Raw genomic sequence first — 25,804 nt, forward strand, 5'->3', positions numbered from 1 at the left:
TATCAGATATTAAAAGTGTAAAGTTGCTACTCATATACTTCTAATATTTAACTTCTAATATTTAATATTGAAGAAATGAAATTAGTCATTATTGATTACGGAGCGGGAAACATAAAAAGCATTCAATTTGCCTTTAAAAGATTAGGGGTTGATGCCGTTTTGACCAATAACGTAGAAGAAATACAAAATGCTGATAAAGTTATTTTTCCAGGTGTAGGAGAAGCAAGTTCGGCAATGAATAAATTAAGAGAAAGTGGCTTGGATAAAGTTATTCCAACATTAAAGCAACCTGTGCTAGGTATTTGTTTGGGTATGCAATTAATGTGTACTTCATCTGAAGAAGGAAATACCGAAGGATTAGGAATTTTTGATGTAGAAATTAAACGTTTCTCAAATGAGTTAAAAGTTCCTCAAATGGGTTGGAATACAATTTCAAATTTAAAGTCAGATTTATTCAAAGGAATAAAAGAAGATGAATACATGTATTTAGTACATAGCTATTATGCCGAAGATTGTAAATATGCAATTGCAACTACCGATTACGGAATAAACTATGCAACAGCTTTACATAAAGATAATTTTTACGGAACTCAGTTTCACCCAGAAAAAAGTGGTGTTGAAGGGGAAAAAATTCTGAAGAATTTTTTAGAACTTTAGACTAAAGTATTAAGAAAATAGCTATGAATAAATATGAAAATTTAAAAATTTGGGAAAAGGCAATGAGTTTGGTGGAAGAAGTCTATTCCGTAATCAAATTAATGCCTGAAGAAGAAAAATACGGATTAGTATCACAAATTAAAAGATGTAGTATTTCTATTCCTTCTAATATAGCTGAAGGAGCAGGAAGAAATTCAAAAAAAGAGTTCAAGCATTTTTTGAGTATCGCAAATGGTTCTACATGTGAACTTGAAACGCAGATATTATTATCTGTAAGACTAAAATTTATTAAAAATGAACAAGTAATAAATATTTTGAACTTATGTAATGAAGTCAAGAAAATGAACTTTTCACTTCAAAGAAGCTTATAACTTAATACTTTTTACTATATACTTAAAACAAACAAAATGAGAATAATACCTGCTATTGACATTATTGAAGGAAAATGTGTTCGTTTAACAAAAGGGGATTATAACACAAAGAAAATTTACAACGAAAATCCGTTAGAGGTTGCTAAACAATTTGAAGATGCTGGTATTGAGTATTTACATGTGGTTGATTTAGATGGAGCTAAATCTAAACATATTGTAAATCATAAAGTATTAGAGGAAATTGCCACGAAAACTAATTTAAAAATTGATTTTGGCGGTGGTTTAAAATCTGATGAAGATGCTAAAATTGCATTTGAAAGTGGAGCAAATCAAATTACAGGTGGAAGTATTGCAGTAAAAAATCCAGATGTTTTTATCAATTGGTTAAAAAATTATGGTTCTGAGAGAATCATTTTGGGAGCTGATTGTAAAAATAGAAAAGTCGCCACTCACGGTTGGATGGAAACTTCCGTAGTTGATGTAGTTGAATTTATTACTGACTATAAGGAAATTGGAGCTGAATATGTAATTTGCACAGATGTTGCTAAAGACGGAATGTTAGAGGGAACTTCAAACGAATTATACAAGGAGATTTTAGAGACAACTAAAGTTAAACTTATAGCTAGTGGTGGAGTTTCTAATTTAGATGATTTATTTAAGGTAAAAGAGTTAGGTTGTGAAGGTGTTATTGTTGGTAAAGCTATTTACGAGAATAAAATCAGTTTAAAAGAACTTGAACAGTTTATTATAAAACAATAAAAAATGAATATTGAAGTATTAGAAGAATTAAAGAATCAAATCATTTACAGATTGGATGAAAGTACTCGAATGAATACTAAATCATTGAGTCTCATTTCAGAAGATGATGTTTGGAAAAGAATCAATAATTCTTCGAACAGTATAGGAAACTTAATACTTCATTTATGTGGTAATATTACTCAGTATGCAGTATCTTCATTAGGAAATACAGATGATTTAAGAAATAGAGATTTAGAATTTTCTATTGATAAAGGATATTCGAAATCCGAATTATTAGAAAAACTGAATACTACTCTTGAAAAAGCTAAAGAGATTATTAACAAAACTACTCTTGAAGAATATCTTAGAAAACGAGAAGTTCAAGGGTTTACTTTTTCAGGTGTTGGAATTGTTATTCACGTAACTGAACATTATTCGTATCACACAGGACAAATTGCTTTTTGGGTAAAGCAATTAAAGAATAAAGATTTAGGTTTTTACGATGGAGTAGATTTAACAATAAAAAACAAAGATTAAAATGTTAACAAAACGAATAGTTCCTTGTTTGGATATTAAAAATGGAAGAACAGTAAAAGGAGTCAATTTTGTAAACTTAATAGATGCTGGTGATCCTGTTGTTCTTGCGAAACAATATGCAGAGCTTGGAGCGGACGAACTGGTGTTTTTAGATATAGCAGCTACTCTTGAAAACAGGGGAACTACTTTAGATATGGTAGAAAAGGTTGCAGCTCAAGTAAATATTCCGTTTACTGTTGGAGGTGGAATTTCTTCTATTGAACATGTAGACGCTTTATTAAAATGTGGAGCGGATAAAGTTTCGATTAATTCATCAGCCGTTAAAAGACCAGAGTTAATTAATGAATTATCTCAAAAATTTGGAAGTCAATGTGTAGTTGTGGCAATTGATGCTAAGCAAGTTGACGGAGAATGGAAAGTTCATTTAGCTGGTGGAACAATTCCAACGGAATTGAATTTATTTGATTGGGCTAAGGAAGTTGAACAAAGAGGAGCAGGAGAGATATTATTTACCTCAATGGACAATGATGGCACCAAAGCTGGATTTGCAAATAAAGCTTTGGCAAGATTGTCAGATGAATTGAATATACCAATTATTGCTTCTGGTGGAGCTGGATCGGTGCAACATTTCATTGATACATTCACGGAAGGGAAATCTGATGCTGCTTTAGCTGCAAGTGTTTTCCACTTTGGTGAAATTCCAATTCCAGAATTAAAACAAGCTTTAAAAGAACAAAATATTCCTGTTAGGATTTAAACAAAAAAAACTTATCATTCCACACTTGATGCGGAATCTCATAGAGTTAGAAAAGATTCCCGTTTTCACGGGAATGACAATTAGAATGAAAACAAAATGAAAAAGAAATTGTTTTTAGATGATTTAAGAACCATAGATATGGTTTATGACGCATCGCAAGAAAAAGAATTTGATATTGTAAGAACGTATGAGGCATTTGTTTCATATATTCTAAAAAATGGTTTGCCAGATTTTATCAGTTTTGATAATGATTTAGGACTCGATAAAAATGGAGAAGTTGCTCTTGATGGTTATGCTGCTGCAAAATGGTTAGTATACGAATCAGGTTTAGATTTAAGAAGTTTACAATTCAAAGTACACTCTGCAAATCCAGTAGCTACCGAACAAATAAAAGGATTATTAACGAATTATATTGATTTTTTAAATAACAATTAAAATGTCACCTCGAGCGCAGTCGAGAGGTTATTAATACAAACATATTTAAAATTGGTCTCGACTGCGCTCGACCTGACAAAGTATAAAAAATGAAAGTAGATTTCAATAAAAGTAACGACGGTTTAGTGCCAGTTATTATTCAGAATAGCAAAACATTACAAGTGTTAATGTTAGGTTATATGAACGAAGAAGCGTTTGAAAAAACACAAAAAGAACAAAAAGTTACATTCTATAGTAGAAGTAAGAATAGATTGTGGACAAAAGGCGAGGAGAGTGGTAATTTCTTGTTAGTTAAGGATGTTCAAACTGATTGTGATAATGACACTATTCTAATAAAAGCAGAGCCAAAAGGACCAACTTGTCACAAAGGAACGACTTCTTGCTTTGCAGAAGAAACACCAAAAGGTTTTGTGTATGAATTAGAGAATATTATTCATGATAGAATCGACAATAATGTGGAGTCTTCATATACAAACAAACTATTCAAAAGAGGAATTAATAAAGTAGCGCAAAAAGTTGGTGAAGAAGCCGTAGAAGTTGTAATTGAAGCTAAAGACAATAACGACGACTTATTCACCAATGAAGCAGCAGATTTGTTATATCACTACTTGATATTATTAAAAGCAAAAGGATTTACTTTAAAAGATATTGAAGCTGTTTTAAAAAGTAGACACTAAAACTAGATATCAATTACTTCTTCGTCAACTTAAACTTGAATATTAAAAAGAGGTAATTAAAAAATACAGACCAAGCGCTTAGTTTTAATTTAGGTAATTTTCCTAAACCTAGGCGCTTTATTTGTGCTTCGTACCAAATAATATTCATCATTCCATCAATTCCTTTTACTCCTGTTTTATTAATATTTACAGGAAATGTTGATCGAGACTCGTTTAAAATTTCATTTCCAATATTTGGGAATAAGCAATACGGACGAGCAAGTCCAACAACATCTAATTTCTCAGAAGCAATGGCATCTTGCATTACAGAAACAGTTCTAAATCCTCCTGTTAACATTAAAGGAGTTTTAGTTATTTTCCTTGCTTTTTCGATATAATCAATAAAATAAGCTTCTCGTTCTTTTGTACTTTGTTTACGGTTACCCATCATCATTGCTGGAGCTTCGTATGTTCCTCCAGAAATTTCAATTAAATCAATTCCAGCTTCAGAAAGCAACTCAATAACTTTCATCGAATCTTCTTCGCTAAATCCTCCTTTTTGAAAATCTGCAGAGTTCAACTTAATACCAATAGGAAAATCTGGTCCAACTTGAGAACGAATTTCTTTATAAACTTCTAAAACAAATTTCGCTCTCTTCTCAAAAGTTCCACCCCATTCATCTTCTCGTATATTGGCATAAGGTGATAAAAACTGACTTACTAAATATCCGTGAGCACCATGAATTTGAACACCAGTAAAACCAGCATCTTTTAAAATTCTTGAAGTAGTTCCAAAACGTTTAATAATATCTAAAATTTCATCGTGAGTTAGGGCTTTCGGAATTTTTGTTGTAGCCTTTTTTCTACCTTTTGATTTTAAAGGTATAGCAGAGGGAGCTTTTAAAACATTATTAATCTGGTCCATGGCTTGTCTTCCAGGATGATTAATTTGTACCCAAAGATGAGTGTCTGTTCCTTTTACTGTTGCTGCCCATTCTTGCAATTTTTCAAGATGTCGATCATCCTCGATAACAACATTCATAGGTTCACCAAGCGCTTTACTATCTATCATTACATTTCCTGTAATCAATAATCCAGAACCTCCTTTTGCCCATTCTTTGTATGCATTGATCAAAGTGGCTGTTGGTTCATGTGTTTTATTAGATAAATTCTCACTCATTGCAGACTTGGCAATTCTGTTGGCTAATACCGTTCCGTTGGGTAAGGTAATTGGGTCTTGTAGTTTTGTCATTTTTAATATGAAAGGGTTAGATTCTAATTAAGATTCTAAAAATACTCATATCGTTGGAGTTTCTTAAGTTTAAAATGAAAAAGTTTTACGAATAGTTCTTAATGAATACCTATTTTTGTGCATCATTTTTTAGCAATTGTTGTATGAATTTTAGTGAACGAATTGTTTCAAATTACCAACCAAAGAATCTCGCTGTAAAACTTACTAGCAAAGGAGAACAACATGTGATGAAGAATCATCCATGGGTGTTTTCTAATAGTATAGAGAAAGTTAGTAAAGATCCTAAAACAGGAGATTTAGCTATTGTTTTTGGTAGAAAGAAAAACAAAGTAGTTGGTATTGGTTTGTACGATTCAGATTCACCTATTCGTATAAAAATGATTCACACGTCTTCTGATAAAGCGGTTGTAAATGAATCTTTTTTTCATAAAAAAATAGAAAAAGCCTATCAGAAAAGAAACACATTACTACAAACAAACACCAACAGTTATCGCTTAATATTCGGTGAAAATGATGGTTTTCCTTCTTTTATTGCAGATGTTTATGATACAGTTTTAGTAGTTAAGCTATATTCTGAAATTTGGTTGCCATTTTTAGAAACCATTTTAAAAAGCTTACAAGAAGTTTCTAAAGCAGAAACCATTGTAATTCGTTTAAGTAGAAATGTTCAAAAATCTACAAATCATAATTTGAAGGATGGAGATGTTGTTTATGGAGTCTTAGAGAGTGAAGTAGTAGAGTTCGTAGAACATAGCGTGAAATTTTCTGCCAATGTGATTAAAGGTCATAAAACAGGATATTTCTTAGATCATAGAGCGAATAGAAAACGAGTAGGAGAGTTCAGTAAGAATAAAACTGTTTTAGATGTTTTCTCTTATGCAGGTGGATTCTCAGTTCATGCATTGTATAACGGAGCAAAAGAGGTAACAAGTTTAGATATTAGTAAACAAGCACTTGAAATTGCAGTTGAAAACGGAAAGCTGAATGATTATTCCGGTGTTCATAAAACAATTGCAGGAGATGCTTTTGAGGAACTTCGTAAATTGATTCAAAACAAAGTTTCTTTTGATGTCGTTGTAATAGATCCTCCAAGTTTTGCAAAACAAGCTTCGGAAATTGAATTAGCTAAAAAGAAATATGCTCAATTAGCCAGGTTAGGAGCTAAGTTAACATCTAGAAAAGGCTTGTTAGTATTAGCCTCTTGTTCATCACGAGTGGTGGCAGATGACTTTTTCGATATAAATGAAGATGTTTTAGAAAGCGGTAAACGTCGTTTTAAAACGGAATTGAAAACCTATCATGATTCAGATCACCCAATTGGTTTTCCTGAAGGTGCTTATTTAAAGTGTGCGTATTACAGGTTTTTAGAATAGTAGAAATCAATTCACAAATTGTTATTACGAACGAAGTGAAGTAATCTTAACTTGTTTAGGGATTGCTTCGTTCCTCGCAATGACAATTTTCAGATAGACTAAGCCCTACCATTCAAATTGCTTAAATAAAGCTTTCCAATTCTCTGGAAAATCTGATTCTAGCTTCAAATTTTCATTGGTAAAAGGATGTTTGAACTCTAGTGTTTTTGCGTGTAAAAATAAATTCGTCCAACCAAAATTAGTTTCATACATCGCATTATGATTTTTATCCCCGTATTTACCATCTCCAATTAACGGATGGCTTATTTTATTCATATGAATTCGAAGTTGATGTAATCTACCCGTTTTAGGAGTCAACTTTACCAAACTATAGCGTGAAGTATCATATGGTTTCACTGGAATATTTTGTGTGGTAGTTTTTACACATTCTAAAAGTGTTTCAGCATCTTTATACACATTACTATCTTTTCCTTTTACTGGAGAATCGATAACTCTGTTTTCAGGAGCATGACCACGAACAACTCCGTAATAAGTTTTCTGAATTTTATTTTCCGTAAATAGTTTTTGAAATTCTGAAACATACTTAGTTTCTTTTGTCAGCAGAATTATTCCTGAGGTTCTTCTATCCAAACGATGAACGGGATAGAATTTCTTTCCAAAATCCTCTTCTAGTAATTGTAACAATGATTGTTCATGAATTACATTTCTAGAATGATAAGCATGATGAACAACTACATCATTACGTTTAGTTACACAAATACAATACTCATCTTCGTAAATTAAATCAATATTCATCATTGTTATTTTAAGACCTCAAAAGTAGCTATATGTTATAAATAAGAAAAAACTTTATTCAACTAAGTTTTTCAAGTAACTTCGTATAATGAATAAATCGAAACTACTAATTATAGCCTCTTTTTTCTCTATATATGTAATTTGGGGTTCTACATATTTGCTAAATAAAATTGCTGTTACTGAAATTCCACCGTTGCTATTGGCCGCTATTCGCTTTGGTTTTGCTGGAATTCTAATTTTAATAATTGCGCTACTTCTTAAAAAATCTTTGAAAGTAACTAAGCGTCAATTTTTGAATTTGGTAATTGCCGCGTTTTTGTTTTTGGTTTACGGAAATGGAGTTTTCGTTTGGGCTTTAAAGTATGTAGATAGTGGTTTTGCGGCATTATTAGCATCAACTCAACCATTATTTGTATTATTCCTACTTCGCTTAATTGATGGAAAAAAAATGCAACGTAAATCCATTATTGGAGTTTGTTTAGGAATATTTGGAATGTATTTATTAGTTAGTCAGAAGGAAATTGCTACCTCTGAAGGAATGGTTATTGGAATATTTATGATTTTATCTTGTGTTTTAAGTTGGAGTTATGGTAGTGTTTTTGTTTCTAAAGCAGATTTGCCTAAAAACTTTTTTGTGAGTACAGGATATCAAATGACGATTGCGAGTATATTACAAGTCTTTTTTAGTCAAATTTTTAATGAGAATATTCCTGTATTTAGTGAGATAAGCTTTAAAGTGCAGGTATCAATGATTATTTTAATAATTTTCGGAAGTATTGTGGCTTTCACAGCTTTCAATTATTTGTTAAAGGTAGTTTCTCCAGAAAAAGTATCTACTTCGGCTTATGTAAACCCTGTAATTGCACTTTTATTGGGTTGGTATTTTTTAAATGAAAACCTAACCACACAATCCATAATTGCATCGATTATTCTATTAACAGGTGTATATTTTATTACTTCAAGAAAAAGAATTACTAAAAATAAAGTTAGCACATCTCAAAAAACATAAAATAGGTTTTCATTCGTTATAAAATGTAAATGGTAGTAGGGTATTTTAAAACTAAACTGTCATTATACTAAATAATAACCCCTTTAATGTTTCTAACGTATGAAAAATAGTAAGCTATTAATCTACGCCAAGTACCTTGTTGTAATGGTTGTTCTAGTCTCTGGATTAATCCTTTTAATGATTAATCATTTTAAAAATCTACCTTTAATTTAAATTACCACCATACCACAAAAAATTTCGAGATAATCCCATTTGATTTTTTTAACCAGCATAAAGGGGCATATTTTTCTTCTAAACATTCGGAAACTGCTCGAGAAAAGTTATCAAAATTCTCCCAACTCACGTTCACATGTGGTATAGCTAACCAATTATGTTTGGTGGGAATATAAAATTTACAGTTTTTAAAATCTTTTAGTTCGTCTTTGTAAATATAAAAACCTTCAATACAATCATTATTTATAAGATCAAATTCATCATTCAATTCATTCAGATGAGGAAAAAGTTGGGCTTTAAAGTATACCTTTTGTTCTATTTCATTTACATCCAGATTATGCTCTTTTAAAGTTTCTGCAGTTTTTGGATTATAAAGTAACGGTAATTGTTTGTCTATTAGTTTACAATATTTCTGAATAAAACTATCTTTTCTGTTAGGTCCAATCCAATGCTCGATTTCTGTTTCACCAACTGATTTGTCATACAGATAAAATTTGTAAACGATTTCTAAATGTACAGGTTTTTTGTTTTGAAGTAGGATACAATCTAACTCTCCAATGGTAATCTTTTCATCTTGAATTTGAATATTTTGTAATAATATTTCAATAGACGCATCAAAAGAGAATTCATTAAAAACGAATTGTTCAACTAACTTACCTAACCGTAATTTTGAATTTATTTTTACTTTAAATTCAGTGTTGCAAGTTTTCTGAAAATCAAATTGTTGCAGTTCCTTATTTAAATAATTAATCCAAAGCGGTTTTGACTGACAAAATCCTTGATATTGAAGTGTTAATTCCTTTTCGCTAAAATGCATGAAGTATTAAAATAATGCTAAAATAAACATATTCTTAATTTTTCGATTAGTTTAAAATTCGAAATAGCCGTATTTTTATAGTATGATTAATGAATTCAAAAAAGGACTACGATTTGAAAAATACACGCCAGAAGACGTTTCTCCATTTGAAAAATTATTCGACATTTTTAAAGAGATAATAACATATACTTCTGGTGATTTTGATGAGGCTTTTGATTGGTTGACACAGCTTGATAGAGAATATGGATTAACTACTCCAGAATATACATTAGATGATTTTTTAGAGGATTTAAAAAATAAAGGATATATCCGAGAGGAAATTGATCCTACAGACTCTGATGGAAATGGAGATGGTAATATTAAAATCACAGCCAAAACCGAACAAGCTATTCGTCAAAATGCGTTAGATCAAATATTCGGTAAACTAAAAAAAAGTCGTCTTGGAAATCACAAAACCAAAGTAATTGGCCAAGGAGATGAACATACTGGTGAATATAGAAACTTCCATTTTGGTGATGCTTTGGATAGTATTTCAATGACAGAAAGTATTAAAAATGCTCAAATCAATAACGGTATTGGTAATTTCTCATTAACAGAACATGATTTAATTGTTGAGGAAACAAACTTTAAAGCACAGATGAGTACTGTCTTAATGATTGATATCAGCCATAGTATGGTTTTGTATGGCGAAGATAGAATTACACCAGCAAAAAAAGTCGCCATGGCGTTGGTTGAACTTATTAAAACTAGATATCCAAAAGACACGATTGATATCTTGGTTTTTGGAAATGACGCCTGGCCAATTTCGGTTAAAGAACTCCCGTATTTAAAAGTTGGTCCGTACCACACAAATACTGTAGCCGGATTGCAATTAGCTATGGACATTTTACGTAGAAAACGAAATACAAACAAACAAATTTTTATGATAACCGACGGTAAACCAAGTTGCTTGCGTTTGCCAGATGGGACTTATTACAAAAACAGTAATGGTTTAGATAGTTACATAGTTGAAAAATGCTATAATATGGCCTCACAAGCTAGAAAATTGCATATTCCTATTACTACTTTCATGATTGCACAAGACCCATATTTGATGCAGTTTATTAGACAGTTTACACAAGCGAATCAAGGAAAAGCTTTTTACACAGGCTTAAAAGGATTAGGAGAAATGATTTTCGAAGACTATGAACAAAACAGAAAAAAACGAATTAGAGGAAAATAGATTATGAATTATACCGATATAAAAACACTAGGAGATTTAAAAAAATCTGGATACAAATCAATTTCAATAAAAGATGAATTAAGAAAAAACTTAATTCAAAAATTAAAAAATCAAGAAACAGTTTTTGAAGGAGTTTGGGGGTATGAAAACTCTGTTATTCCTGAATTAGAAACAGCGATTTTATCAAAACATAACATTAACTTACTAGGTTTAAGAGGACAGGCAAAAACTCGGTTAGCCCGTTTAATGGTTACCTTATTAGACGAATTTATTCCAGTTGTAGAAGGTTCTGAAATAAATGATGACCCGTTACAACCATTATCTCGCTATTCAAAAGAATTAATTAAAGAAAAAGGTGATGATACTCCAATCACATGGTTGCATCGTGACGAACGTTTCTATGAAAAATTAGCAACACCTGATGTTACCGTTGCAGATTTAATTGGAGATGTTGATCCAATTAAAGCGATGAATTTAAAATTGAGTTATGCAGATGATCGTGTAATTCATTTTGGAATGATTCCAAGGGCGAATCGATGCATTTTTGTAATTAATGAAATTCCTGATTTACAAGCTAGAATTCAGGTTTCGCTTTTCAATATTTTACAAGAAGGTGATATTCAAATTCGTGGATTCAAATTACGTTTACCTTTAGATATTCAGTTTGTATTTACAGCAAACCCAGAAGATTATACCAATAGAGGAAGTATTGTAACTCCTTTAAAAGATAGAATTGGTTCTCAAATTTTAACACATTATCCTAAGTCTATTGAAATTGCAGAGAAAATCACAGAACAAGAAGCTAATGCTCTGCAGAATCAAAAAGAAACGGTGTATGTTCCAAAATTAGCAAAGAGACTTGTAGAACAAATTAGTTTTGAAGCTAGAGATAGTGAATATGTCGATGTAAAAAGCGGTGTTAGTGCTCGTATGAGCATATCTGTTTTAGAGAATCTCATCAGTACTGCAGAAAGAAGAAGTTTCTTGACAGAAGATGATAAAACTACTGTTCGTTTACTAGATTTCTTCGGGGCAATTCCCGCGATTACTGGAAAAATAGAATTAGTATATGAAGGAGAACAGGAGGGAGCTGATTTTGTTGCTCAGAATTTAATTAGTAATGCTGTTAAAACTTTATTTCTTGAGTTATTCCCAGAAATTAAAAAACTGAAGAAAGAGGATGAAGAAACTCCATATGATGCTATTGTACAATGGTTTTATACAAGCGATGCTATTGAATTATTAGACGACATGAATGATGTATATTTCAGAGAGCAGTTAGATGTTATTAAACCGCTACAAAAGCTGATAGATACTTATCATTCTAATTATCCAAAAGACGATGTTTACTTCTTAAAAGAATTGATTCTTTGGGCGTTATCGGAATTCAAAATATTAAATAAAGAACGCTTTACAAAAGGTTTTCAATTCAATGATTCTTTAGCTAATTATATTAGGGGGATATAGAATTAGACTTGTCAGAATTAGATATTCCAAACTTTCAAAAGAAGTATCTATTTGAAGGTTTAAATTGGATTAGACACGATATAAAAAAGCCTTTAATAATTACAATTCATGATTTAAAACAGAATTTTACAGATTATCAAGATGAGGCACTTTTTTTTGCTTTCGCAGAATGGGCAAGTACGGTTTTTAATTTTAAACTTCCTTGTTATGAAGTAACTTATGATAGAGAGGAATCCAAATATGTTTTTAAAATAGAGACTAAACTTTAAAAAATAAAACCACCTCAAATCCTAAGATTTTTGGTGGTTCTTACTCAAAATCCCCGAGCAAACTTATTGTTTCTTTTCCGCTTGTTTTTTTAATACATCAACGACTTTTTCACTAAAAGAGGTTTTGTCTGATGTTAACTCTTTCTTTTTCTCTTTAATAAATTGTTTTCTTTTCGCTGACAATTCTTTTAATTGTTTTTCTTTTTTACTTCGCTCTTTTTTTAATTTTTCTAATTCTTCTTTTATTATTTTTCTACTTTTTCCTTTTAATTCCTTTGGTAATTCTTCTTCTTTAATTTCATCTACATCGACTTTTCCTTGTGCATAATCATTTACAATTTCTTTATTTCCTAGCCACGATTTTCTTCCAGTTTTGCTCATTTTATAAGTAGCTCTGGCACTATTAGCAGTTTTTGAGCTCTTTTCATAAACATCCATAGACTTTGCTTTTTTATCGTAATTAAAAGCTTGCTCCGTCTCATTTCCGTAATACATTCTGGATTTATCAATAGATTGCGCAATTTCATAAATTTCATTATCATAAGGGGTTGCTATTACAATATCAGATGCATTCTGATCTAGCTGCATAAATTCACCATTTGTACAACTCGCCATTTGTTTAAAATGATAAATAGCGCTTTTACAACTGTTTCCCAATTTTATTGTATTAATTGTAATTCCTTTTCTTGCAGCTTTTTTACAGCTTTCCGTGTACTTTACATCATCTTGATAATCCATATGAGGTGGACAATCTCCAACAACAAAAATGGTTCTATATGTATTTTTTTTGTTTGACCATTTCATGTCATTTATAGCCTCATGTAATGCTTGATTTACACTTTCCGGTGTATCACCTCCACCTGCTGCATTAATTTCTAATAAGTCAGAATAAACTTCATCTAAATCATTAGTTAGTGCAATTTGTTTGGTGACAAAGCCATCGCCACGATCTCTATAAAACACCATTCCTAATTTTAGATTATCAACATCGCCACTTTGCGCTAATTCTGAAACAATATCCCAAATTTTTTCTTTCGCAGTACCAATTAACCCGCTCATACTTCCCGTTGCGTCTAAACAAAAAACAATTTCTATATCTTTAGTTTTTATGTTTTTTCTTGACTCTGTAATGCTATTATTAGCGTACGCAGTAATAATAACCTCATTTTGTTTTTCTTTTACATCGTTTTTGCAACTAACTGTTCCAAAAGATAACAATGCTATAAATATTAGTTTATTCATCATTTTTTTTTATTCAAAACTAATAGGATAGTACTGTTAAAACAATCTATATTGAGTGAGTAGGCTTTTTAATTGAGTAAACGGGATGAAATCGCAAAAATAATTTCTTATAAACTAATCATTAGTTAGAGATTGTTCTATTTGATTGATGATAGTTTGTATATCTTCTTTATAATCAAACCATAAAGTAGATTGGTCTCTTTTAAACCAAGTAAGCTGTCTTTTAGCGAACCGTCGAGTATTCTTTTTAATCTCTGAAATAGCAAAATCTAAATCCCAATTTCCATCAAAATATTGAAATAATTCGCGATAACCAACAGTTTGTAAAGCGTTAAGTTCTTTATGTTCATACAAAGATTTTGCTTCTTCCAGTAAACCGTTCTCCATCATTATATCAACTCTTTGATTAATTCTTTCATAGATAATTTCACGATCTGCCGTAAGTCCCACTTTTAGGGTTTTAAAATTACGCTCCTTTTTTTCTTTATTTATAAATGAAGAGTAGGGAAGTCCTGTTCCGATACAAATCTCTAAAGCTCTAATTAAACGATGAGGATTGTCAATCGCTATAGTTTCATAAGTTTTTATATCTAAATCTTTTAGCTTTTGTTGTAGAGATGATATTCCTTTAGAGTTAAGTTCTTCGGTTAGTTTCTCACGAATTTTTGGATCAACATCTGGAAAATAATCAAATCCTTTGATTACCGCGTCAACATATAAACCACTACCACCAACCATCAATTGAATTTGGTTTTTCTCAAATAATTCATCTAACTTTTCTAATGCATCTTTTTCAAAACTACCGACATTATAGTCTTCGAAAATACTTCTGTTTTGAATAAAATGATGCTTCGCTGCAGCTAATTCTTCTTCATCGGGAACTGCAGTTCCAATGCTCATTTCTTTATAAAACTGTCTTGAATCACATGAAATAATATCGGCTTTAAAATACTGTGCGAGTTGAATGCTTAATGCTGTTTTTCCGATAGCAGTAGGACCAACAATTGTAATAAGTGTATTCATTAATCATTCAATTTACTTCCACAATGATGACAAAAGATAGCATTATCTACATGACCTTCTGTGGCACAGTTTGGACAAGATTGGGTATTTAAATCTAGCTCATGATTTTTTGCTATCTCAGAAGAAACAATCCCAGTTGGTATGGCAATTATGGCGTAACCTAAAATCATAATTACACTCGCTATAAATTGGCCGAGTGGAGATTTAGGAGCAATATCACCGAAACCAACAGTAGTTAAAGTAACAATAGCCCAATATACACTTCTAGGAATACTTGTAAATCCATTTTCAGCACCTTCTACTAAATACATTATGGATCCTAAAATGATACATACAATTAATACAAAAAATAGAAAAACAAATATTCTAGCTCTACTAGCTTTTAATGCTTTGGCTAAATGCTGAGATTCTTGAATGAAACGAGCAAGTTTTAGAATTCTAAAAACCCTTAACAATCGAAGGGCTCTTAAAGCAATTAAACTGTGTGTTCCAGTGAAAATGATTGATAGATACTTTGGAATTGTTGATAGAAAATCGATTAATCCATAGAAGCTAAAAATATACTTAGCAGGTTTACTAATTGATATGATTCGTAATATATATTCTATGGAAAATAGAATGGTAATTATCCATTCTGCAATATTTAGTTCATAAATATATTTTTGTCCAATTGTATCAACACTTTCAAGCATTACAAGTGTAATACTTACAATAATGGCTATAAGGAGAATAACATCAAATAATTTTCCAGCAGGAGTATCGGCTTCATAAATAATTTCATGAAGACGTTTTTTCCAATTTGATTGCGTTTGATTATCTGCCAAAACTATGAGTTATATCAGCAATATTACAAATTATTTTCTAGTTCGAAACGTACAATTTGTCCTACTGAATTATTCAATAAATAATTTTTTATAATAGTTTTTGCTAGTGGTTTATTTTCTATTAAAGTAACTAATTTTTTGAGAACATTTAATTGATTTCTTTGATAAGATAAGTTGGTAAAAGCGTAACCAATTACATCATTTTTCTCAACTAAAATAATTAAGTTTTCTTCAGGAATCCTTCCTTTTTCTACAATTAAGAAATGATCGTGATTGAAATCTAAATGAGTTAATTTCCTCTTTCTTATTAAGTTATATTTTGGTTTTATACTATCTAATTCTAAATAGTATTTTAATCTTGTAAATAATTGATTTCCTGTTTCTTGGTAGGTAACAATATCAACTTTGTTTTTAATCTTTTGAGCACGTTTATTATCTTTTAGAAACAGCTTGTTGACTTCTAAACGGATATTTTTTCCACGTCCTATGAATATTACATTTCCATTTTCATTATGTACATAAAAAACACCTTCTTTTTCTGGCAATTCCTCTAAAATACTATTGATTTTTAATTTGTAATTTCTATTATCTATGAATTGAATTGTTCTCTCAAGAATTTTTTTATCGAGATCTTTATCCAATAAAAGTTTAAATAGTTTTACAGTGGCTAATGCATCTCCACTTGCTCTATGGCGATCAGTAACTGGAATTCCGAGTGAACGACATAATTTTCCTAAACTGTAAGAATCTTCATTTGGAATTAACTTTTTACTTAATTGAACTGTACAAAGTGTATCTCTTACATACTCATAGCCTAACCTGTTGTATTCGGTTCTTAAAATTCTATAATCAAATGAAGCATTATGAGCAATAATAACACAGCCTTCGGTAATCTCAATAATACGCTTTGCTACCTCGTGAAATTTAGGTGCATTACGAAGCATTTTATTATTAATACCTGTTAGCTTTACAACAAATTCTTGTATTTCTTTCTGTGGATTTACTAAAGAGATAAACTGATCAACAATTGTATGCCCATCATATTTATATATGGCAATTTCAGTTATTCCTTCTTCGTTAAATTTTCCCCCAGTAGTTTCAATATCAACTATAGCGTACATGCAATCCCCTCCTTATTTAAATTAGTAGCTATGAATGGGGCAAATATAAGAAAATCAAACAGCTATAAAAAAAAGTTATGATAAGTAGTTTCTAACACCAAAAATAGAACTCCCAATTCGAACCATAGTACTGCCACAATCAATGGCTAATGGATAGTCACCACTCATTCCCATTGAAAGAATTTTTAAATCAAAATTATCCTCCACGTCGTTTTTGACGGTATCGAAATAAGCTTTTAAACTTGAAAATTCTGAAATAATCTTTTCTTCATTTTCGGTAAATGTTGCCATTCCCATGAGTCCAACTACTTTAATGTTCTGTAATTCAGAAAACACTTCTGAATTTTTAATTTCTGATATTTCGTCGAATGATAGTCCGAATTTAGTTTCTTCTTCTGCAATATGAGCTTGTAAAAGACAATTGATTACTCTATTATGCTTTTTAGCTTGTTTGTTGATTTCCTTCAACGTTTTTAAACTATCAACTCCATGAATCAAATCCACAAAATGAGCCATATACTTTACTTTATTACGTTGAAGATGACCAATCATATGCCATTCAATATCTTTTGGTAACTCCTCGTATTTGGTAACCATTTCTTGTACTTTATTTTCACCAAAAACACGTTGACCCGCATTATAAGCTTCTTGAATATCGGCTATTGGTTTTGTTTTTGAAACTGCTACCAACGTAACATAATCAGGAATGCTCTTCTTTATTTTAGTTAAATTATCTTTTATCATTACAGTATCTCATAAATGGTTAAAGCACTACGTAGTTTAGGTTCTATGTAAGTGGTTTTAGGAGGCATTACTAAACCTTTGTCAACTATTGTTTCAATTTCCTTAATACTTACAGGAAGCATACCAAATGAAACTTTAAACTCTCCGCTATCAACTTTGGTTTTTAATTCTAATCCATCTGATTTATTTTGAGAATAGATAATTTTAGAATCGTCACGGATATCGTCAATACCTAATATAGGTTTCAAGACAGTCCTAAATAGAATTTCAGCGTCTAGTTCACTTAATTCATCCGAAAAAGAATAAGCAGACTTTCTCAAATACAAGGCATAAAACTCTCCTTTTAAATACATACTGAAATGATGCTTTTCTTTCGGACGATATAATTCTTGTCCGCGATTTTCAATTCTGAAATAAGTATCTAACTCAATTAAAAACTCATCTGGTGTTAAGCCATTTAAATCCTTAATGAATCTATTGAATTCATAAATACTTAATTGATTATCAGAGAGTAGATAACTCATGAAGAAATTATAATCTTCTTCACCAGTATGATTTGGATTTTCATTCGCTAAGTTCTTAGCCAAAATACAAGAGGAAGTTGTTCGGTGATGTCCGTCAGCGATATATAGCGTATTCACTTTATTAAAAGCATCAACTACCAAATCAATATCCACTTGATCTTTTATAACCCAGAGTAAATGTAATTCTTTATCAGAGCTTGTGAATTCATATTCAGCACGCTGAGATTTGTATTTTTCAATAACATTATTTATAATATCATTTTCACGATAGGTTAGAAGTACTGGTTCTGCATTAAAGCCAGTGTTCTTCAAATAATTTTCGAAAAGTAACTCTCGTTTTTTTAACGTACGTTCATGAATTTTAATAACATCATTATGATAATCTTCTGTTGAAGTTGCTGCGATTATACCAGAAAAAGAATGAGTAGCTGACTTTTTTTGATATACATAAAGAGCAGGTTTCTCTTCTTCTGTGAAAATTTCATTCTCTTTGAACTCCAAATATCTATTATGAACCAGTTTAAAACGTTTTTCACCTGTAACATCTTGTTTATGGTATTTATACCCTGGATTGACCACGTGTAAAAATGTAAAAGGATTAAAAGCCAACTTAGCATTCAATTCATTTTCAGGATATGTTTCATAAGATTTTGATGAAACCAATGCCACTTTATCTCTTGTGGGACGAACAGCTTTAAATGGTTTAATTTTTGCCATAAATTATGATAATAAAGTAGTAATTTGATTCGCTAACTCAATGCTTATTCTTTGTTGTGCTTCGTTTGTTGCATTACTAATTTTTGGTGATAATGAAAGATTAGGATTCATTAATAGTTGAATTTCTGGTCTTGGTTCGCTTTCAAAACTGTCTAAAGCGGCAAACTTAACCTGTCCCGAATCAATTGCTTGAACTAAAGCAACTTCATCTAAAAGTCCACCTTTGACGCAATTAATTATGCCAACACCATCTTTCATTTTTTTAAACTCTTTTTCTGTCAGTTTAAAATCGTGCGTGTGTAAATGAACTGAAATAAAATCTGATTCGGTAATAACTTCATCAAAAGGAATAGAATTTAATTCAAATTGGATAGTTTGTCCGTCAAAAAACTCTAATTCAATTGAAGCATCAGTTTCTTCTGGATCGGTTATTAAAACATTCATTCCTAAACCAATGCCTATTTTAGCCGTAGCCAAACTACTTGAATTTATACCGATTAAACCTAGAGTTTTTGATCTCAACTCAGTTCCATTGTATAACTTTTGCAGACCTTTAAAATTCATATCTCCTTCAAGTGGCATTTCTCTGTTTGCCTGATGTAAGTTACGAACCATTCCGGAAAGATGGGCAAATACTAATTCCGCAATTGCATTAGCGCTTCCTTCTTGACTATGAACAATTTGTAGTCCTTGATCAATTGCATATTGCACATCAACATTATCCATCGACATGCTTCCAGATGCAATTAACTTTAAACTTGGGCAAGCATCAATTAATTCCTGTTGAATTTGTGTTTTACTCTTAATTAATATTGCATCAATACTATTATCATTAATAAAGTTTTCTAGTTGTTCTTGTGCAACTTTTGTAATTACTACCTCAAAACCTTTATCCTCTAATATTACTACACCTTCTTGCGTAATTCCTTCGTTTACTAATATTTTCATTTTATAATTTGATATGTCATAGCGAAAGCAAATGAAGTAATCTATGATATACTAAACTAAATACAGCGTTTAATCATAAGATTCCTTCAGGTTATTCGGAATGACGATTTATGCTTTTCTTTCTAATTCTTTCATTACATCTACAAGTGCTTGAACACTATACAAAGGCAATGCGTTATACATACTTGCTCTATAACCTCCTACAGAACGATGACCTCCTAAACCATTTATTCTAGCTTCTTTCCACATCGCATCAAATTTTGATGTTAGTCGTTCATTCGTTAAAATAAAAGTAGCGTTCATAATACTTCTATCTTCCTTTTCAACCAAGCCCTTGAATAATGGGTTTCTATCAATTTCGGAATATAATAAATCCGCTTTTTTCTGATTAACTCCTTCTATAAAATCAATTCCTCCGATATCTTTTAACCATTCTAAAGTTAACATTGAAACATACACCGAAAACACAGGAGGAGTGTTAAACATACTATCTTTATCAGCATGAATTTTGTAGTTTAACATTGAAGGAACTTCACGACAAATTTTATCTAAAAACTCATTTTTAATAACTACTAGAGTTGCTCCAGCTGGTCCCATATTTTTTTGTGCTCCAGCATAAATCAAATCAAACTTTGAAAAGTCAAGTTGACGAGAAAATATATCCGAACTCATATCACAAATTACAGGAACATCTATTTCTGGAAAACTCTTCATTTGGGTTCCATAGATCGTGTTATTACTTGTACAGTGAAAATAATCGACATCTTTAGGAATGGTATAACCTTTAGGAATGTAATTAAAGTTTTTATCTTTTGAAGAGGCAACTTCAACTAATTCTCCGAATAATTTAGCTTCTTTGATTGCTTTGCTGCTCCAAGTTCCAGTATTTAAATAAGCGGCTTTTTTATGCAAAAAATTATAGGCCGTCATTAAAAACTGAGAACTTGCTCCACCTTGAAGAAAAAGAGCTGTATAACCTTTATCTTGAAGATTCAAATGTTCTAAAGCCAAATTTCTAGCCTTTTCAATTACATCAACAAAAGGTTTGCTTCTGTGAGAAATTTCAATCAAAGATAAATCGTCATTATTAAAGTTTACAACAGCTTCAGAAGCTTTTTGTAATACACTTTCAGGTAATATGCACGGACCTGCACTAAAATTATGTTTTTTCATTACAATTTTATTAAATGGTTGATAAGAACTTTAAAGTATTAACTCCATCTGCATAATCCCATAAATTTGGATGTTGTGTCTGCCCAAATTTAACCTCATTTTCAATAAAATCTTTCGCTACGATACACTGTATTTTTTCACGATCTTCGTACAACTTTATTTTTAAGTCTACTGGATCATCATAATATTCATAGAAAACAGAAGCAATAGGAGAGGAGTAGCTTTCATCCTCTTTAATCATTAAGAATCCGTTCTCTAAAATATCAAACTCACTCATTAAATACACAGCTTTATTGTAATCGTAGTTGTTAGCGTATTTTGTATTGTTAATAATATCCTGTTTTTTAAACATTCCTCTGAAAAATGCATCAAAATCAAAACCTCGAGGAACAAATAATTTAGATACAGAACGACAACCTAAACCGAAATACCTAAAAACATCTTCACTCAATGATTCAAAATCCGATTCATTTTCAGTACCTGTTATTACAGCAACTGAATTTCTGTTTTTACGAATAATGTTCGGTTTGTCTTTAAAATAGTATTCAAAATACCTAGAAGTATTATCACTTCCTGTAGCAATTACTGCATCAAAGTTTTGAAGCTTATCATTGGTAAATTCAATTTTACCTTTAAACTCTTCGTTGGAAAATTCTAGGAACTTAGCTAAAAAAGGAAGTAAATGTTTGTCATTACTTGATAGTTTCGCCAAAACAGAATGACCAGAAAGTAATACAGAAAGAAAATCATGAAAACCAACCAACGGAATATTACCAGCCATAACAATGGCAACTTTTTTATTCGTTGTATTATTCAAATCTTCCTCAAAAATCCATTTTTTGATATTTTCAACTGTCAAAGCATTTGACCAATTTTCACAAGCAAACAAAAGGTTCTCCTTTGTAAACCAAGTATTTGATTCCTCTGCTAATTTTAGCTGATGTTTAAATCCATCAAAAAACATTTCATTTAGAGCAATTGTATCATTTCTCTCGATGTTTTCTCTTGAGAATTGTCCTAAAAATTGTCCTAATTGTACAAACGAATTAATTCGTTTTTCGATTTTATCCATTTAAATTGGTTCTAAATTAAATTGGCTTTATTTTTGCAACTGCAAAGTTACAAAACTGAAATAGATTAGCTATGGCGATTATTATAACAGATGAATGTATAAATTGTGGTGCTTGCGAACCTGAGTGCCCAAACACAGCAATATATGAAGGTGCAGAAGAATGGAAATATTCTGATGGAACTGATTTAGATGGAAACATTGTTTTACCAAATGGAAATAGTGCTAATGCTAATGAAGATCAAGAGCCTATTTCCGATGAAATTTACTATATAGTTGCAGATAAGTGTACTGAATGTAAAGGTTTTCATGAAGAGCCTCAATGTGCTGCTGTTTGTCCTGTAGACTGTTGTGTTCCAGATGAAAACAATGTAGAGACAGAGGAAGAGTTGTTAGCAAAACAACGATTTATGCATAACGACTAAAATAAAATTTAAGAATTAAAGAAAATCCTGAGTAAATACTCGGGATTTTTTTTGCTTGAAAATTGTATATTTGCACCGCAAAAATCAAGTCATTAATACTTGTATTTTTTATCTAAATATTTTAAGAAACATGAAAGCTGGAATAGTAGGATTACCAAATGTTGGAAAATCAACATTATTTAATTGTTTATCAAATGCAAAAGCGCAAAGTGCAAACTTTCCTTTCTGTACTATTGAACCGAACTTAGGAGTGGTAAATGTGCCTGATCCAAGGTTAGAAAAATTAGAGGAATTAGTAAATCCTGAAAAAGTTATTCCTGCTACTGTAGAAATTGTTGATATTGCTGGATTAGTAAGAGGAGCAAGTAAAGGTGAAGGTTTAGGGAATCAATTCTTAGCAAATATTAGAGAAACTGATGCTATTTTGCACGTTTTACGTTGTTTTGATAACGATAATATAGTGCACGTTGATGGTTCTGTAGATCCGATTAGAGATAAGGAAACTATTGATATTGAGTTACAGTTAAAAGATTTAGAAGCAGTTGAAAAACGATTAGAGAAGGTGAAAAGAGCTGCTAAAACTGGAAACAAAGAAGCCCAAGCTGAGCTGGCGCTTTTAGAGAAAATTCAAGCGGTTTTATTAGAAGGAAAATCAGTAAGAACTATTGAATTTACTGAAAAAGAAGAGGAGTTAGTGAAATCGATGCAATTTATTACAGCAAAACCTGTAATGTATGTTTGTAATGTTGATGAAGCAGCTGCAAAAGATGGTAATGCCTATGTTGATAAAGTGAAAGAAGCTGTAAAAGACGAGGATGCTGAAATTATAGTTTTAGCTGTTGCTACTGAAGCTGACATTGCAGAATTAGATGACTATGAAGAACGTCAAATGTTCTTATCAGATATTGGATTAGATGAACCTGGAGTTTCTCGTTTGATTCGTTCGGCATATAAATTATTAAACTTGCAAACATATTTTACAGCAGGTGTTAAAGAGGTAAGAGCTTGGACCATTCCTGTGGGAGCTACTGCACCGCAAGCTGCTGGAGTTATTCATACTGACTTTGAAAAAGGATTTATTAGAGCAGAAACTATTAGCTATAATGATTATGAAACCTACGGTAGTGAAGCGAAAGTGAAAGAAGCTGGTAAAGTTAGAGTAGAAGGGAAGGAATATGTTGTTGCAGATGGCGATGTAATGCATTTTAGATTTAACGTTTAATAAGAAAATTTTCTTATAAATATTAAGAGGCTCAAAATCGTATGGTTTTGAGCTTTTTTGTATTTTGTAATCACAAATAAATCGAAATGCAAATAGAAAAATCAACCTTTGATTTCTTAAACAAGTTATCAGAAAATAATAATAGAGATTGGTTTGCTGAAAACAAAAAAGACTTTGATGCTGTTCAAAAAGAAGTGAAACAATTTTATAAAACGATACAGGAAAATTTAGAAGTACACGATGAAATTGAAAAGCATAAATTTTTCAGGATTTATCGTGATGTTCGTTTTTCTAAAGATAAAACGCCCTACAAAACTCATTTCGCAGGCTCTTTTTCCAGAAGTGGAGCACATTTAAGAGGTGGGTATTATTTAAGAATTAAACCAGGCGAGAGTTTTCTAGCTGGAGGGTTTTGGGAACCTAATAAAGAAGATTTATATAGAATCAGGAAAGAAATAGAAATTGATGCTTCGGAATTCAGGGAGATTTTAGCCGATAAAACGTTTAATAAGTATTTTGGAAATAAATTTGAAGGAGACGAATTAAAGACGGCTCCAAAAGGATTCGATAAAACGCATCCAGATATCGATTTACTTCGCAAAAAAGGATACATAGCAGTTCGTAATTTTACCGATGAAGAAGTATTATCAAGTAATTTTATGAAAGAAATAGATGCTTCTTACAGGGCATTAAGACCGTTTTTCGATTTGATGAGTTCGGTTCTTACTACAAATTTAAATGGAGAATCAATACTTTAGGTTAAACCCAAAGTATTGATTTTTTTGATTTATGGTTTAGATTTGACTTAATCCTCCATCTACTTCAAGTTCAACTCCGTTAATATATGAAGCATCATCAGAGGCTAAGAATAAAGCTGTCTTAGCTACTTCTTCAGATTGTCCGAACCTTCCTAATGGAACACTTTGAGCAAAACCTTTACCCATTTCCTCAACAACTTCACCTGGTAAATTCATCTTTCCATAAATTGGAGTTTCAATTGGACCTGGAGCAATTGAGTTTACTCGAATTCCACGATCTTTTACTTCAGATGTTAATACTCTTGAATACGCTCTTAAGGCTCCTTTACTTGCAGAATAAACACTAAAGCCTTCAAACCCTTTCTGATGAACGATTGAATTTGTAAATAAGATTGAACCGTTGTCATTTAAGTTTGGTAGTGCTTCCTTTACAGCTAGAATCGGACCTTTCACATTCGTGTCAAATACCTCGTTATAATGTTCGTCAGTTATTTCATTTGTTGGTGAAATTGGAGCAATTCCAGCATTTAGAAATAAAACATCAATTTTACCATACTTATTTACTGTTTCCTTAATTAATTTTTTGTTGTCTTCTGGCTTGGAAACATCAGCTACAACAGTTAAATAATCACCGCTTAATTCTTTGGAAGCTTCTTCAAGTGCTTCTGGTCGTCTTCCTGAAAGAACAACTTTTGCACCTTCTTCTAAAAATAGTTTTGCAGTTGCTAATCCAATACCACTGTTAGCTCCTGTTATTACGGCTACTTTGTTTTTTAATTTACTCATAATGTTTTGTTTTTTTATTTGAAACAATCATTTCAAATAGTGATAAAAAAAATTAGTTCAAGACAGATAGTATTGTACTAATAATACTCTGTTTGTCCTTAGAATTGTCCATTAAAACTGTTGATAAATTGAAACCTTTCAAAGATGAAACTAAATAAATTGCGTATTCATAAGCAGTCTTATTAGTGTTTATTGATCCTTGTTCCTGACCTTTTTCTACAATATCTTTAAAAAGATTAACCATGCCATAATCATGTTTTTTTAGAAACGAGTTGATTGTGTTTTCTTGATTGGCCATTTCAGTAACACAACTATTAATTAAACATCCATTTTCACAATGTGCATTTAAATTAAAAATTCGCTCTATAGTATTAACATAACAGTTACTTGAGGAAAGAATTTCGTTGATATAGTTCATAGATATCTTTTGATAATCTTTTAAGCATAACATATACAAATCTAATTTACTTCCAAAGGTGTTATAGATACTTGATCTATTTAAACCAGTTGCGTCAACTAAATCTTGCATAGAGGTTAACGAGTAACTTTTTTCATGAAATACTTCGGTTACTTGTTTAATCACTAATTCTTTATCAAATGTTTCTGTTTTTGGCATATATTTGAAATGAACGTTTCAAAAGTAATAAAACTATTTCTTTT

Annotated in this window: 29 protein-coding genes; 15 read left to right on the forward strand and 14 right to left on the reverse strand. The window is 31.1% G+C overall.

The features are described 5' to 3' along the window. Positions 1-75 precede the first annotated feature (75 nt). The 7 genes from hisH to hisIE all read left to right on the forward strand — a co-directional run bounded on the left by hisH (position 76) and on the right by hisIE (position 4,172). Positions 76-657, forward strand: a complete 582-nt coding sequence (gene hisH / locus ACOSP6_RS02570) for an imidazole glycerol phosphate synthase subunit HisH (protein ID WP_422093176.1) — start codon at positions 76-78, stop codon at positions 655-657. Positions 658-680: 23 nt separating this feature from the next. Beyond that, positions 681-1,028 carry a four helix bundle protein gene (locus ACOSP6_RS02575; RefSeq protein WP_422093177.1) on the forward strand — a complete coding sequence of 116 codons (348 nt, stop codon included), beginning with the start codon at positions 681-683 and terminating at the stop codon, positions 1,026-1,028. Positions 1,029-1,064: 36 nt separating this feature from the next. Beyond that, on the forward strand, positions 1,065-1,787 hold the full coding sequence (gene hisA, locus ACOSP6_RS02580; protein WP_422093178.1) for a 1-(5-phosphoribosyl)-5-[(5-phosphoribosylamino)methylideneamino]imidazole-4-carboxamide isomerase: 723 nt from the start codon (positions 1,065-1,067) through the stop codon (positions 1,785-1,787). Between the two features lie 3 nt (positions 1,788-1,790). Beyond that, entirely contained in the window at positions 1,791-2,303 is a 513-nt protein-coding gene (locus tag ACOSP6_RS02585) for a DinB family protein (protein ID WP_422093179.1), read from the forward strand. A 1-nt stretch (position 2,304) separates the two neighbouring features. Continuing rightward, positions 2,305-3,060, forward strand: coding sequence for an imidazole glycerol phosphate synthase subunit HisF (gene hisF / locus ACOSP6_RS02590; RefSeq protein ID WP_422093180.1), 756 nt, complete (start codon positions 2,305-2,307; stop codon positions 3,058-3,060). A gap of 96 nt (positions 3,061-3,156) precedes the next feature. Continuing rightward, positions 3,157-3,495: a cyclic-phosphate processing receiver domain-containing protein gene (locus tag ACOSP6_RS02595; protein WP_422093181.1), complete on the forward strand. Its 339-nt coding sequence runs from the start codon at positions 3,157-3,159 to the stop codon at positions 3,493-3,495. An 89-nt stretch (positions 3,496-3,584) separates the two neighbouring features. After that, positions 3,585-4,172, forward strand: a complete 588-nt coding sequence (gene hisIE / locus ACOSP6_RS02600; protein ID WP_422093182.1) for a bifunctional phosphoribosyl-AMP cyclohydrolase/phosphoribosyl-ATP diphosphatase HisIE — start codon at positions 3,585-3,587, stop codon at positions 4,170-4,172. 13 nt (positions 4,173-4,185) lie between these two features. On the opposite strand, the gene ACOSP6_RS02605 is transcribed toward hisIE, so the two are convergent. Continuing rightward, positions 4,186-5,403: an NADH:flavin oxidoreductase/NADH oxidase family protein gene (locus ACOSP6_RS02605; protein ID WP_422093183.1), complete on the reverse strand. Its 1,218-nt coding sequence runs from the start codon at positions 5,401-5,403 to the stop codon at positions 4,186-4,188. Between the two features lie 143 nt (positions 5,404-5,546). On the opposite strand from ACOSP6_RS02605, the gene ACOSP6_RS02610 reads away from it, so the two are divergent. Continuing rightward, on the forward strand, positions 5,547-6,776 hold the full coding sequence (locus ACOSP6_RS02610; RefSeq protein WP_422093184.1) for a class I SAM-dependent rRNA methyltransferase: 1,230 nt from the start codon (positions 5,547-5,549) through the stop codon (positions 6,774-6,776). 105 nt (positions 6,777-6,881) lie between these two features. On the opposite strand, the gene ACOSP6_RS02615 is transcribed toward ACOSP6_RS02610, so the two are convergent. Next, entirely contained in the window at positions 6,882-7,571 is a 690-nt protein-coding gene (locus tag ACOSP6_RS02615) for a pseudouridine synthase (protein WP_422095695.1), read from the reverse strand. Positions 7,572-7,659: 88 nt separating this feature from the next. Here ACOSP6_RS02615 and ACOSP6_RS02620 point away from each other — a divergent pair, with 88 nt between their 5' ends. Further along, entirely contained in the window at positions 7,660-8,580 is a 921-nt protein-coding gene (locus ACOSP6_RS02620; protein ID WP_422093186.1) for an EamA family transporter, read from the forward strand. 214 nt (positions 8,581-8,794) lie between these two features. Here ACOSP6_RS02620 and ACOSP6_RS02625 read toward each other — a convergent pair whose 3' ends face one another. Then, complete coding sequence (locus ACOSP6_RS02625) at positions 8,795-9,610, reverse strand: DUF1853 family protein (protein ID WP_422093187.1); 816 nt, start codon at positions 9,608-9,610, stop codon at positions 8,795-8,797. Between the two features lie 82 nt (positions 9,611-9,692). Between ACOSP6_RS02625 and ACOSP6_RS02630 the strand changes: the two genes are divergently transcribed. Genes ACOSP6_RS02630 through ACOSP6_RS02640 form a run of 3 tightly spaced genes read left to right on the forward strand, consistent with a single transcriptional unit; the run spans position 9,693 to position 12,568 of the window. Next, positions 9,693-10,832, forward strand: a complete 1,140-nt coding sequence (locus tag ACOSP6_RS02630) for a vWA domain-containing protein (RefSeq protein WP_422093188.1) — start codon at positions 9,693-9,695, stop codon at positions 10,830-10,832. Positions 10,833-10,835: 3 nt separating this feature from the next. Continuing rightward, a complete protein-coding gene (locus ACOSP6_RS02635) occupies positions 10,836-12,299 on the forward strand; it encodes an AAA family ATPase (protein WP_422093189.1) in 1,464 nt (487 codons plus the stop codon). A gap of 8 nt (positions 12,300-12,307) precedes the next feature. Further along, a complete protein-coding gene (locus ACOSP6_RS02640) occupies positions 12,308-12,568 on the forward strand; it encodes a hypothetical protein (protein ID WP_422093190.1) in 261 nt (86 codons plus the stop codon). Positions 12,569-12,631: 63 nt separating this feature from the next. Here ACOSP6_RS02640 and ACOSP6_RS02645 read toward each other — a convergent pair whose 3' ends face one another. From ACOSP6_RS02645 to ACOSP6_RS02685, 9 genes are all read right to left on the reverse strand, one after another. After that, a complete protein-coding gene (locus tag ACOSP6_RS02645; protein WP_422093191.1) occupies positions 12,632-13,813 on the reverse strand; it encodes a vWA domain-containing protein in 1,182 nt (393 codons plus the stop codon). Between the two features lie 111 nt (positions 13,814-13,924). Next, positions 13,925-14,833, reverse strand: coding sequence for a tRNA (adenosine(37)-N6)-dimethylallyltransferase MiaA (gene miaA, locus ACOSP6_RS02650; protein ID WP_422093192.1), 909 nt, complete (start codon positions 14,831-14,833; stop codon positions 13,925-13,927). Further along, positions 14,833-15,657 carry an ion transporter gene (locus ACOSP6_RS02655; RefSeq protein WP_422093193.1) on the reverse strand — a complete coding sequence of 275 codons (825 nt, stop codon included), beginning with the start codon at positions 15,655-15,657 and terminating at the stop codon, positions 14,833-14,835. Before ACOSP6_RS02655 ends, miaA begins: the two co-directional genes overlap by 1 nt. 23 nt (positions 15,658-15,680) lie before the next feature. Beyond that, positions 15,681-16,778 carry an exonuclease domain-containing protein gene (locus ACOSP6_RS02660; RefSeq protein WP_422093194.1) on the reverse strand — a complete coding sequence of 366 codons (1,098 nt, stop codon included), beginning with the start codon at positions 16,776-16,778 and terminating at the stop codon, positions 15,681-15,683. A 75-nt stretch (positions 16,779-16,853) separates the two neighbouring features. Next, the gene (locus tag ACOSP6_RS02665) at positions 16,854-17,522 is read right to left on the reverse strand and encodes a YggS family pyridoxal phosphate-dependent enzyme (protein ID WP_422093195.1); all 669 of its coding nucleotides are present in this window, start codon (positions 17,520-17,522) and stop codon (positions 16,854-16,856) included. Then, the gene (locus tag ACOSP6_RS02670; protein ID WP_422093196.1) at positions 17,522-18,763 is read right to left on the reverse strand and encodes a DUF1015 domain-containing protein; all 1,242 of its coding nucleotides are present in this window, start codon (positions 18,761-18,763) and stop codon (positions 17,522-17,524) included. Before ACOSP6_RS02670 ends, ACOSP6_RS02665 begins: the two co-directional genes overlap by 1 nt. Positions 18,764-18,766: 3 nt before the next feature. Beyond that, a complete protein-coding gene (locus ACOSP6_RS02675; protein ID WP_422093197.1) occupies positions 18,767-19,711 on the reverse strand; it encodes an NAD(P)-dependent oxidoreductase in 945 nt (314 codons plus the stop codon). 108 nt (positions 19,712-19,819) lie between these two features. Further along, the gene (gene serC, locus ACOSP6_RS02680; protein WP_422093198.1) at positions 19,820-20,884 is read right to left on the reverse strand and encodes a 3-phosphoserine/phosphohydroxythreonine transaminase; all 1,065 of its coding nucleotides are present in this window, start codon (positions 20,882-20,884) and stop codon (positions 19,820-19,822) included. A 10-nt stretch (positions 20,885-20,894) separates the two neighbouring features. Next, positions 20,895-21,956: an acyl-CoA reductase gene (locus ACOSP6_RS02685; RefSeq protein WP_422093199.1), complete on the reverse strand. Its 1,062-nt coding sequence runs from the start codon at positions 21,954-21,956 to the stop codon at positions 20,895-20,897. A 71-nt stretch (positions 21,957-22,027) separates the two neighbouring features. On the opposite strand from ACOSP6_RS02685, the gene ACOSP6_RS02690 reads away from it, so the two are divergent. The 3 genes from ACOSP6_RS02690 to ACOSP6_RS02700 all read left to right on the forward strand — a co-directional run bounded on the left by ACOSP6_RS02690 (position 22,028) and on the right by ACOSP6_RS02700 (position 24,358). Then, a complete protein-coding gene (locus ACOSP6_RS02690) occupies positions 22,028-22,378 on the forward strand; it encodes a 4Fe-4S dicluster domain-containing protein (protein WP_422093200.1) in 351 nt (116 codons plus the stop codon). 130 nt (positions 22,379-22,508) lie between these two features. Beyond that, positions 22,509-23,600, forward strand: coding sequence for a redox-regulated ATPase YchF (gene ychF / locus ACOSP6_RS02695; RefSeq protein ID WP_422093201.1), 1,092 nt, complete (start codon positions 22,509-22,511; stop codon positions 23,598-23,600). Positions 23,601-23,686: 86 nt separating this feature from the next. Then, positions 23,687-24,358, forward strand: a complete 672-nt coding sequence (locus ACOSP6_RS02700; RefSeq protein ID WP_422093202.1) for a DUF2461 domain-containing protein — start codon at positions 23,687-23,689, stop codon at positions 24,356-24,358. Positions 24,359-24,394: 36 nt separating this feature from the next. Here the strand turns inward: ACOSP6_RS02700 and ACOSP6_RS02705 are convergent, their stop codons facing one another. Together ACOSP6_RS02705 and ACOSP6_RS02710 are read right to left on the reverse strand one after the other, a co-directional pair. After that, positions 24,395-25,144 carry an SDR family NAD(P)-dependent oxidoreductase gene (locus ACOSP6_RS02705; RefSeq protein ID WP_422093203.1) on the reverse strand — a complete coding sequence of 250 codons (750 nt, stop codon included), beginning with the start codon at positions 25,142-25,144 and terminating at the stop codon, positions 24,395-24,397. Positions 25,145-25,196: 52 nt separating this feature from the next. Beyond that, entirely contained in the window at positions 25,197-25,760 is a 564-nt protein-coding gene (locus ACOSP6_RS02710) for a TetR/AcrR family transcriptional regulator (RefSeq protein WP_422093204.1), read from the reverse strand. Positions 25,761-25,804: the final 44 nt, after the last annotated feature.

The organism is Tenacibaculum sp. MEBiC06402, assembly GCF_049239625.1.
Lineage (GTDB): Bacteria > Bacteroidota > Bacteroidia > Flavobacteriales > Flavobacteriaceae > Polaribacter.

Coding starts and splice junctions, on each gene's coding strand:
- hisH (WP_422093176.1), top strand. CDS start 76: ATGAAATTAGTCATTATTGATTACGGAGCGGGAAACATAAAAAGCATT.
- ACOSP6_RS02575 (WP_422093177.1), top strand. CDS start 681: ATGAATAAATATGAAAATTTAAAAATTTGGGAAAAGGCAATGAGTTTG.
- hisA (WP_422093178.1), top strand. CDS start 1,065: ATGAGAATAATACCTGCTATTGACATTATTGAAGGAAAATGTGTTCGT.
- ACOSP6_RS02585 (WP_422093179.1), top strand. CDS start 1,791: ATGAATATTGAAGTATTAGAAGAATTAAAGAATCAAATCATTTACAGA.
- hisF (WP_422093180.1), top strand. CDS start 2,305: ATGTTAACAAAACGAATAGTTCCTTGTTTGGATATTAAAAATGGAAGA.
- ACOSP6_RS02595 (WP_422093181.1), top strand. CDS start 3,157: ATGAAAAAGAAATTGTTTTTAGATGATTTAAGAACCATAGATATGGTT.
- hisIE (WP_422093182.1), top strand. CDS start 3,585: ATGAAAGTAGATTTCAATAAAAGTAACGACGGTTTAGTGCCAGTTATT.
- ACOSP6_RS02605 (WP_422093183.1), bottom strand. CDS start 5,403: ATGACAAAACTACAAGACCCAATTACCTTACCCAACGGAACGGTATTA.
- ACOSP6_RS02610 (WP_422093184.1), top strand. CDS start 5,547: ATGAATTTTAGTGAACGAATTGTTTCAAATTACCAACCAAAGAATCTC.
- ACOSP6_RS02615 (WP_422095695.1), bottom strand. CDS start 7,571: ATGAATATTGATTTAATTTACGAAGATGAGTATTGTATTTGTGTAACT.
- ACOSP6_RS02620 (WP_422093186.1), top strand. CDS start 7,660: ATGAATAAATCGAAACTACTAATTATAGCCTCTTTTTTCTCTATATAT.
- ACOSP6_RS02625 (WP_422093187.1), bottom strand. CDS start 9,610: ATGCATTTTAGCGAAAAGGAATTAACACTTCAATATCAAGGATTTTGT.
- ACOSP6_RS02630 (WP_422093188.1), top strand. CDS start 9,693: ATGATTAATGAATTCAAAAAAGGACTACGATTTGAAAAATACACGCCA.
- ACOSP6_RS02635 (WP_422093189.1), top strand. CDS start 10,836: ATGAATTATACCGATATAAAAACACTAGGAGATTTAAAAAAATCTGGA.
- ACOSP6_RS02645 (WP_422093191.1), bottom strand. CDS start 13,813: ATGATGAATAAACTAATATTTATAGCATTGTTATCTTTTGGAACAGTT.
- miaA (WP_422093192.1), bottom strand. CDS start 14,833: ATGAATACACTTATTACAATTGTTGGTCCTACTGCTATCGGAAAAACA.
- ACOSP6_RS02660 (WP_422093194.1), bottom strand. CDS start 16,778: ATGTACGCTATAGTTGATATTGAAACTACTGGGGGAAAATTTAACGAA.
- ACOSP6_RS02665 (WP_422093195.1), bottom strand. CDS start 17,522: ATGATAAAAGATAATTTAACTAAAATAAAGAAGAGCATTCCTGATTAT.
- ACOSP6_RS02670 (WP_422093196.1), bottom strand. CDS start 18,763: ATGGCAAAAATTAAACCATTTAAAGCTGTTCGTCCCACAAGAGATAAA.
- ACOSP6_RS02675 (WP_422093197.1), bottom strand. CDS start 19,711: ATGAAAATATTAGTAAACGAAGGAATTACGCAAGAAGGTGTAGTAATA.
- serC (WP_422093198.1), bottom strand. CDS start 20,884: ATGAAAAAACATAATTTTAGTGCAGGTCCGTGCATATTACCTGAAAGT.
- ACOSP6_RS02685 (WP_422093199.1), bottom strand. CDS start 21,956: ATGGATAAAATCGAAAAACGAATTAATTCGTTTGTACAATTAGGACAA.
- ACOSP6_RS02690 (WP_422093200.1), top strand. CDS start 22,028: ATGGCGATTATTATAACAGATGAATGTATAAATTGTGGTGCTTGCGAA.
- ychF (WP_422093201.1), top strand. CDS start 22,509: ATGAAAGCTGGAATAGTAGGATTACCAAATGTTGGAAAATCAACATTA.
- ACOSP6_RS02700 (WP_422093202.1), top strand. CDS start 23,687: ATGCAAATAGAAAAATCAACCTTTGATTTCTTAAACAAGTTATCAGAA.
- ACOSP6_RS02705 (WP_422093203.1), bottom strand. CDS start 25,144: ATGAGTAAATTAAAAAACAAAGTAGCCGTAATAACAGGAGCTAACAGT.
- ACOSP6_RS02710 (WP_422093204.1), bottom strand. CDS start 25,760: ATGCCAAAAACAGAAACATTTGATAAAGAATTAGTGATTAAACAAGTA.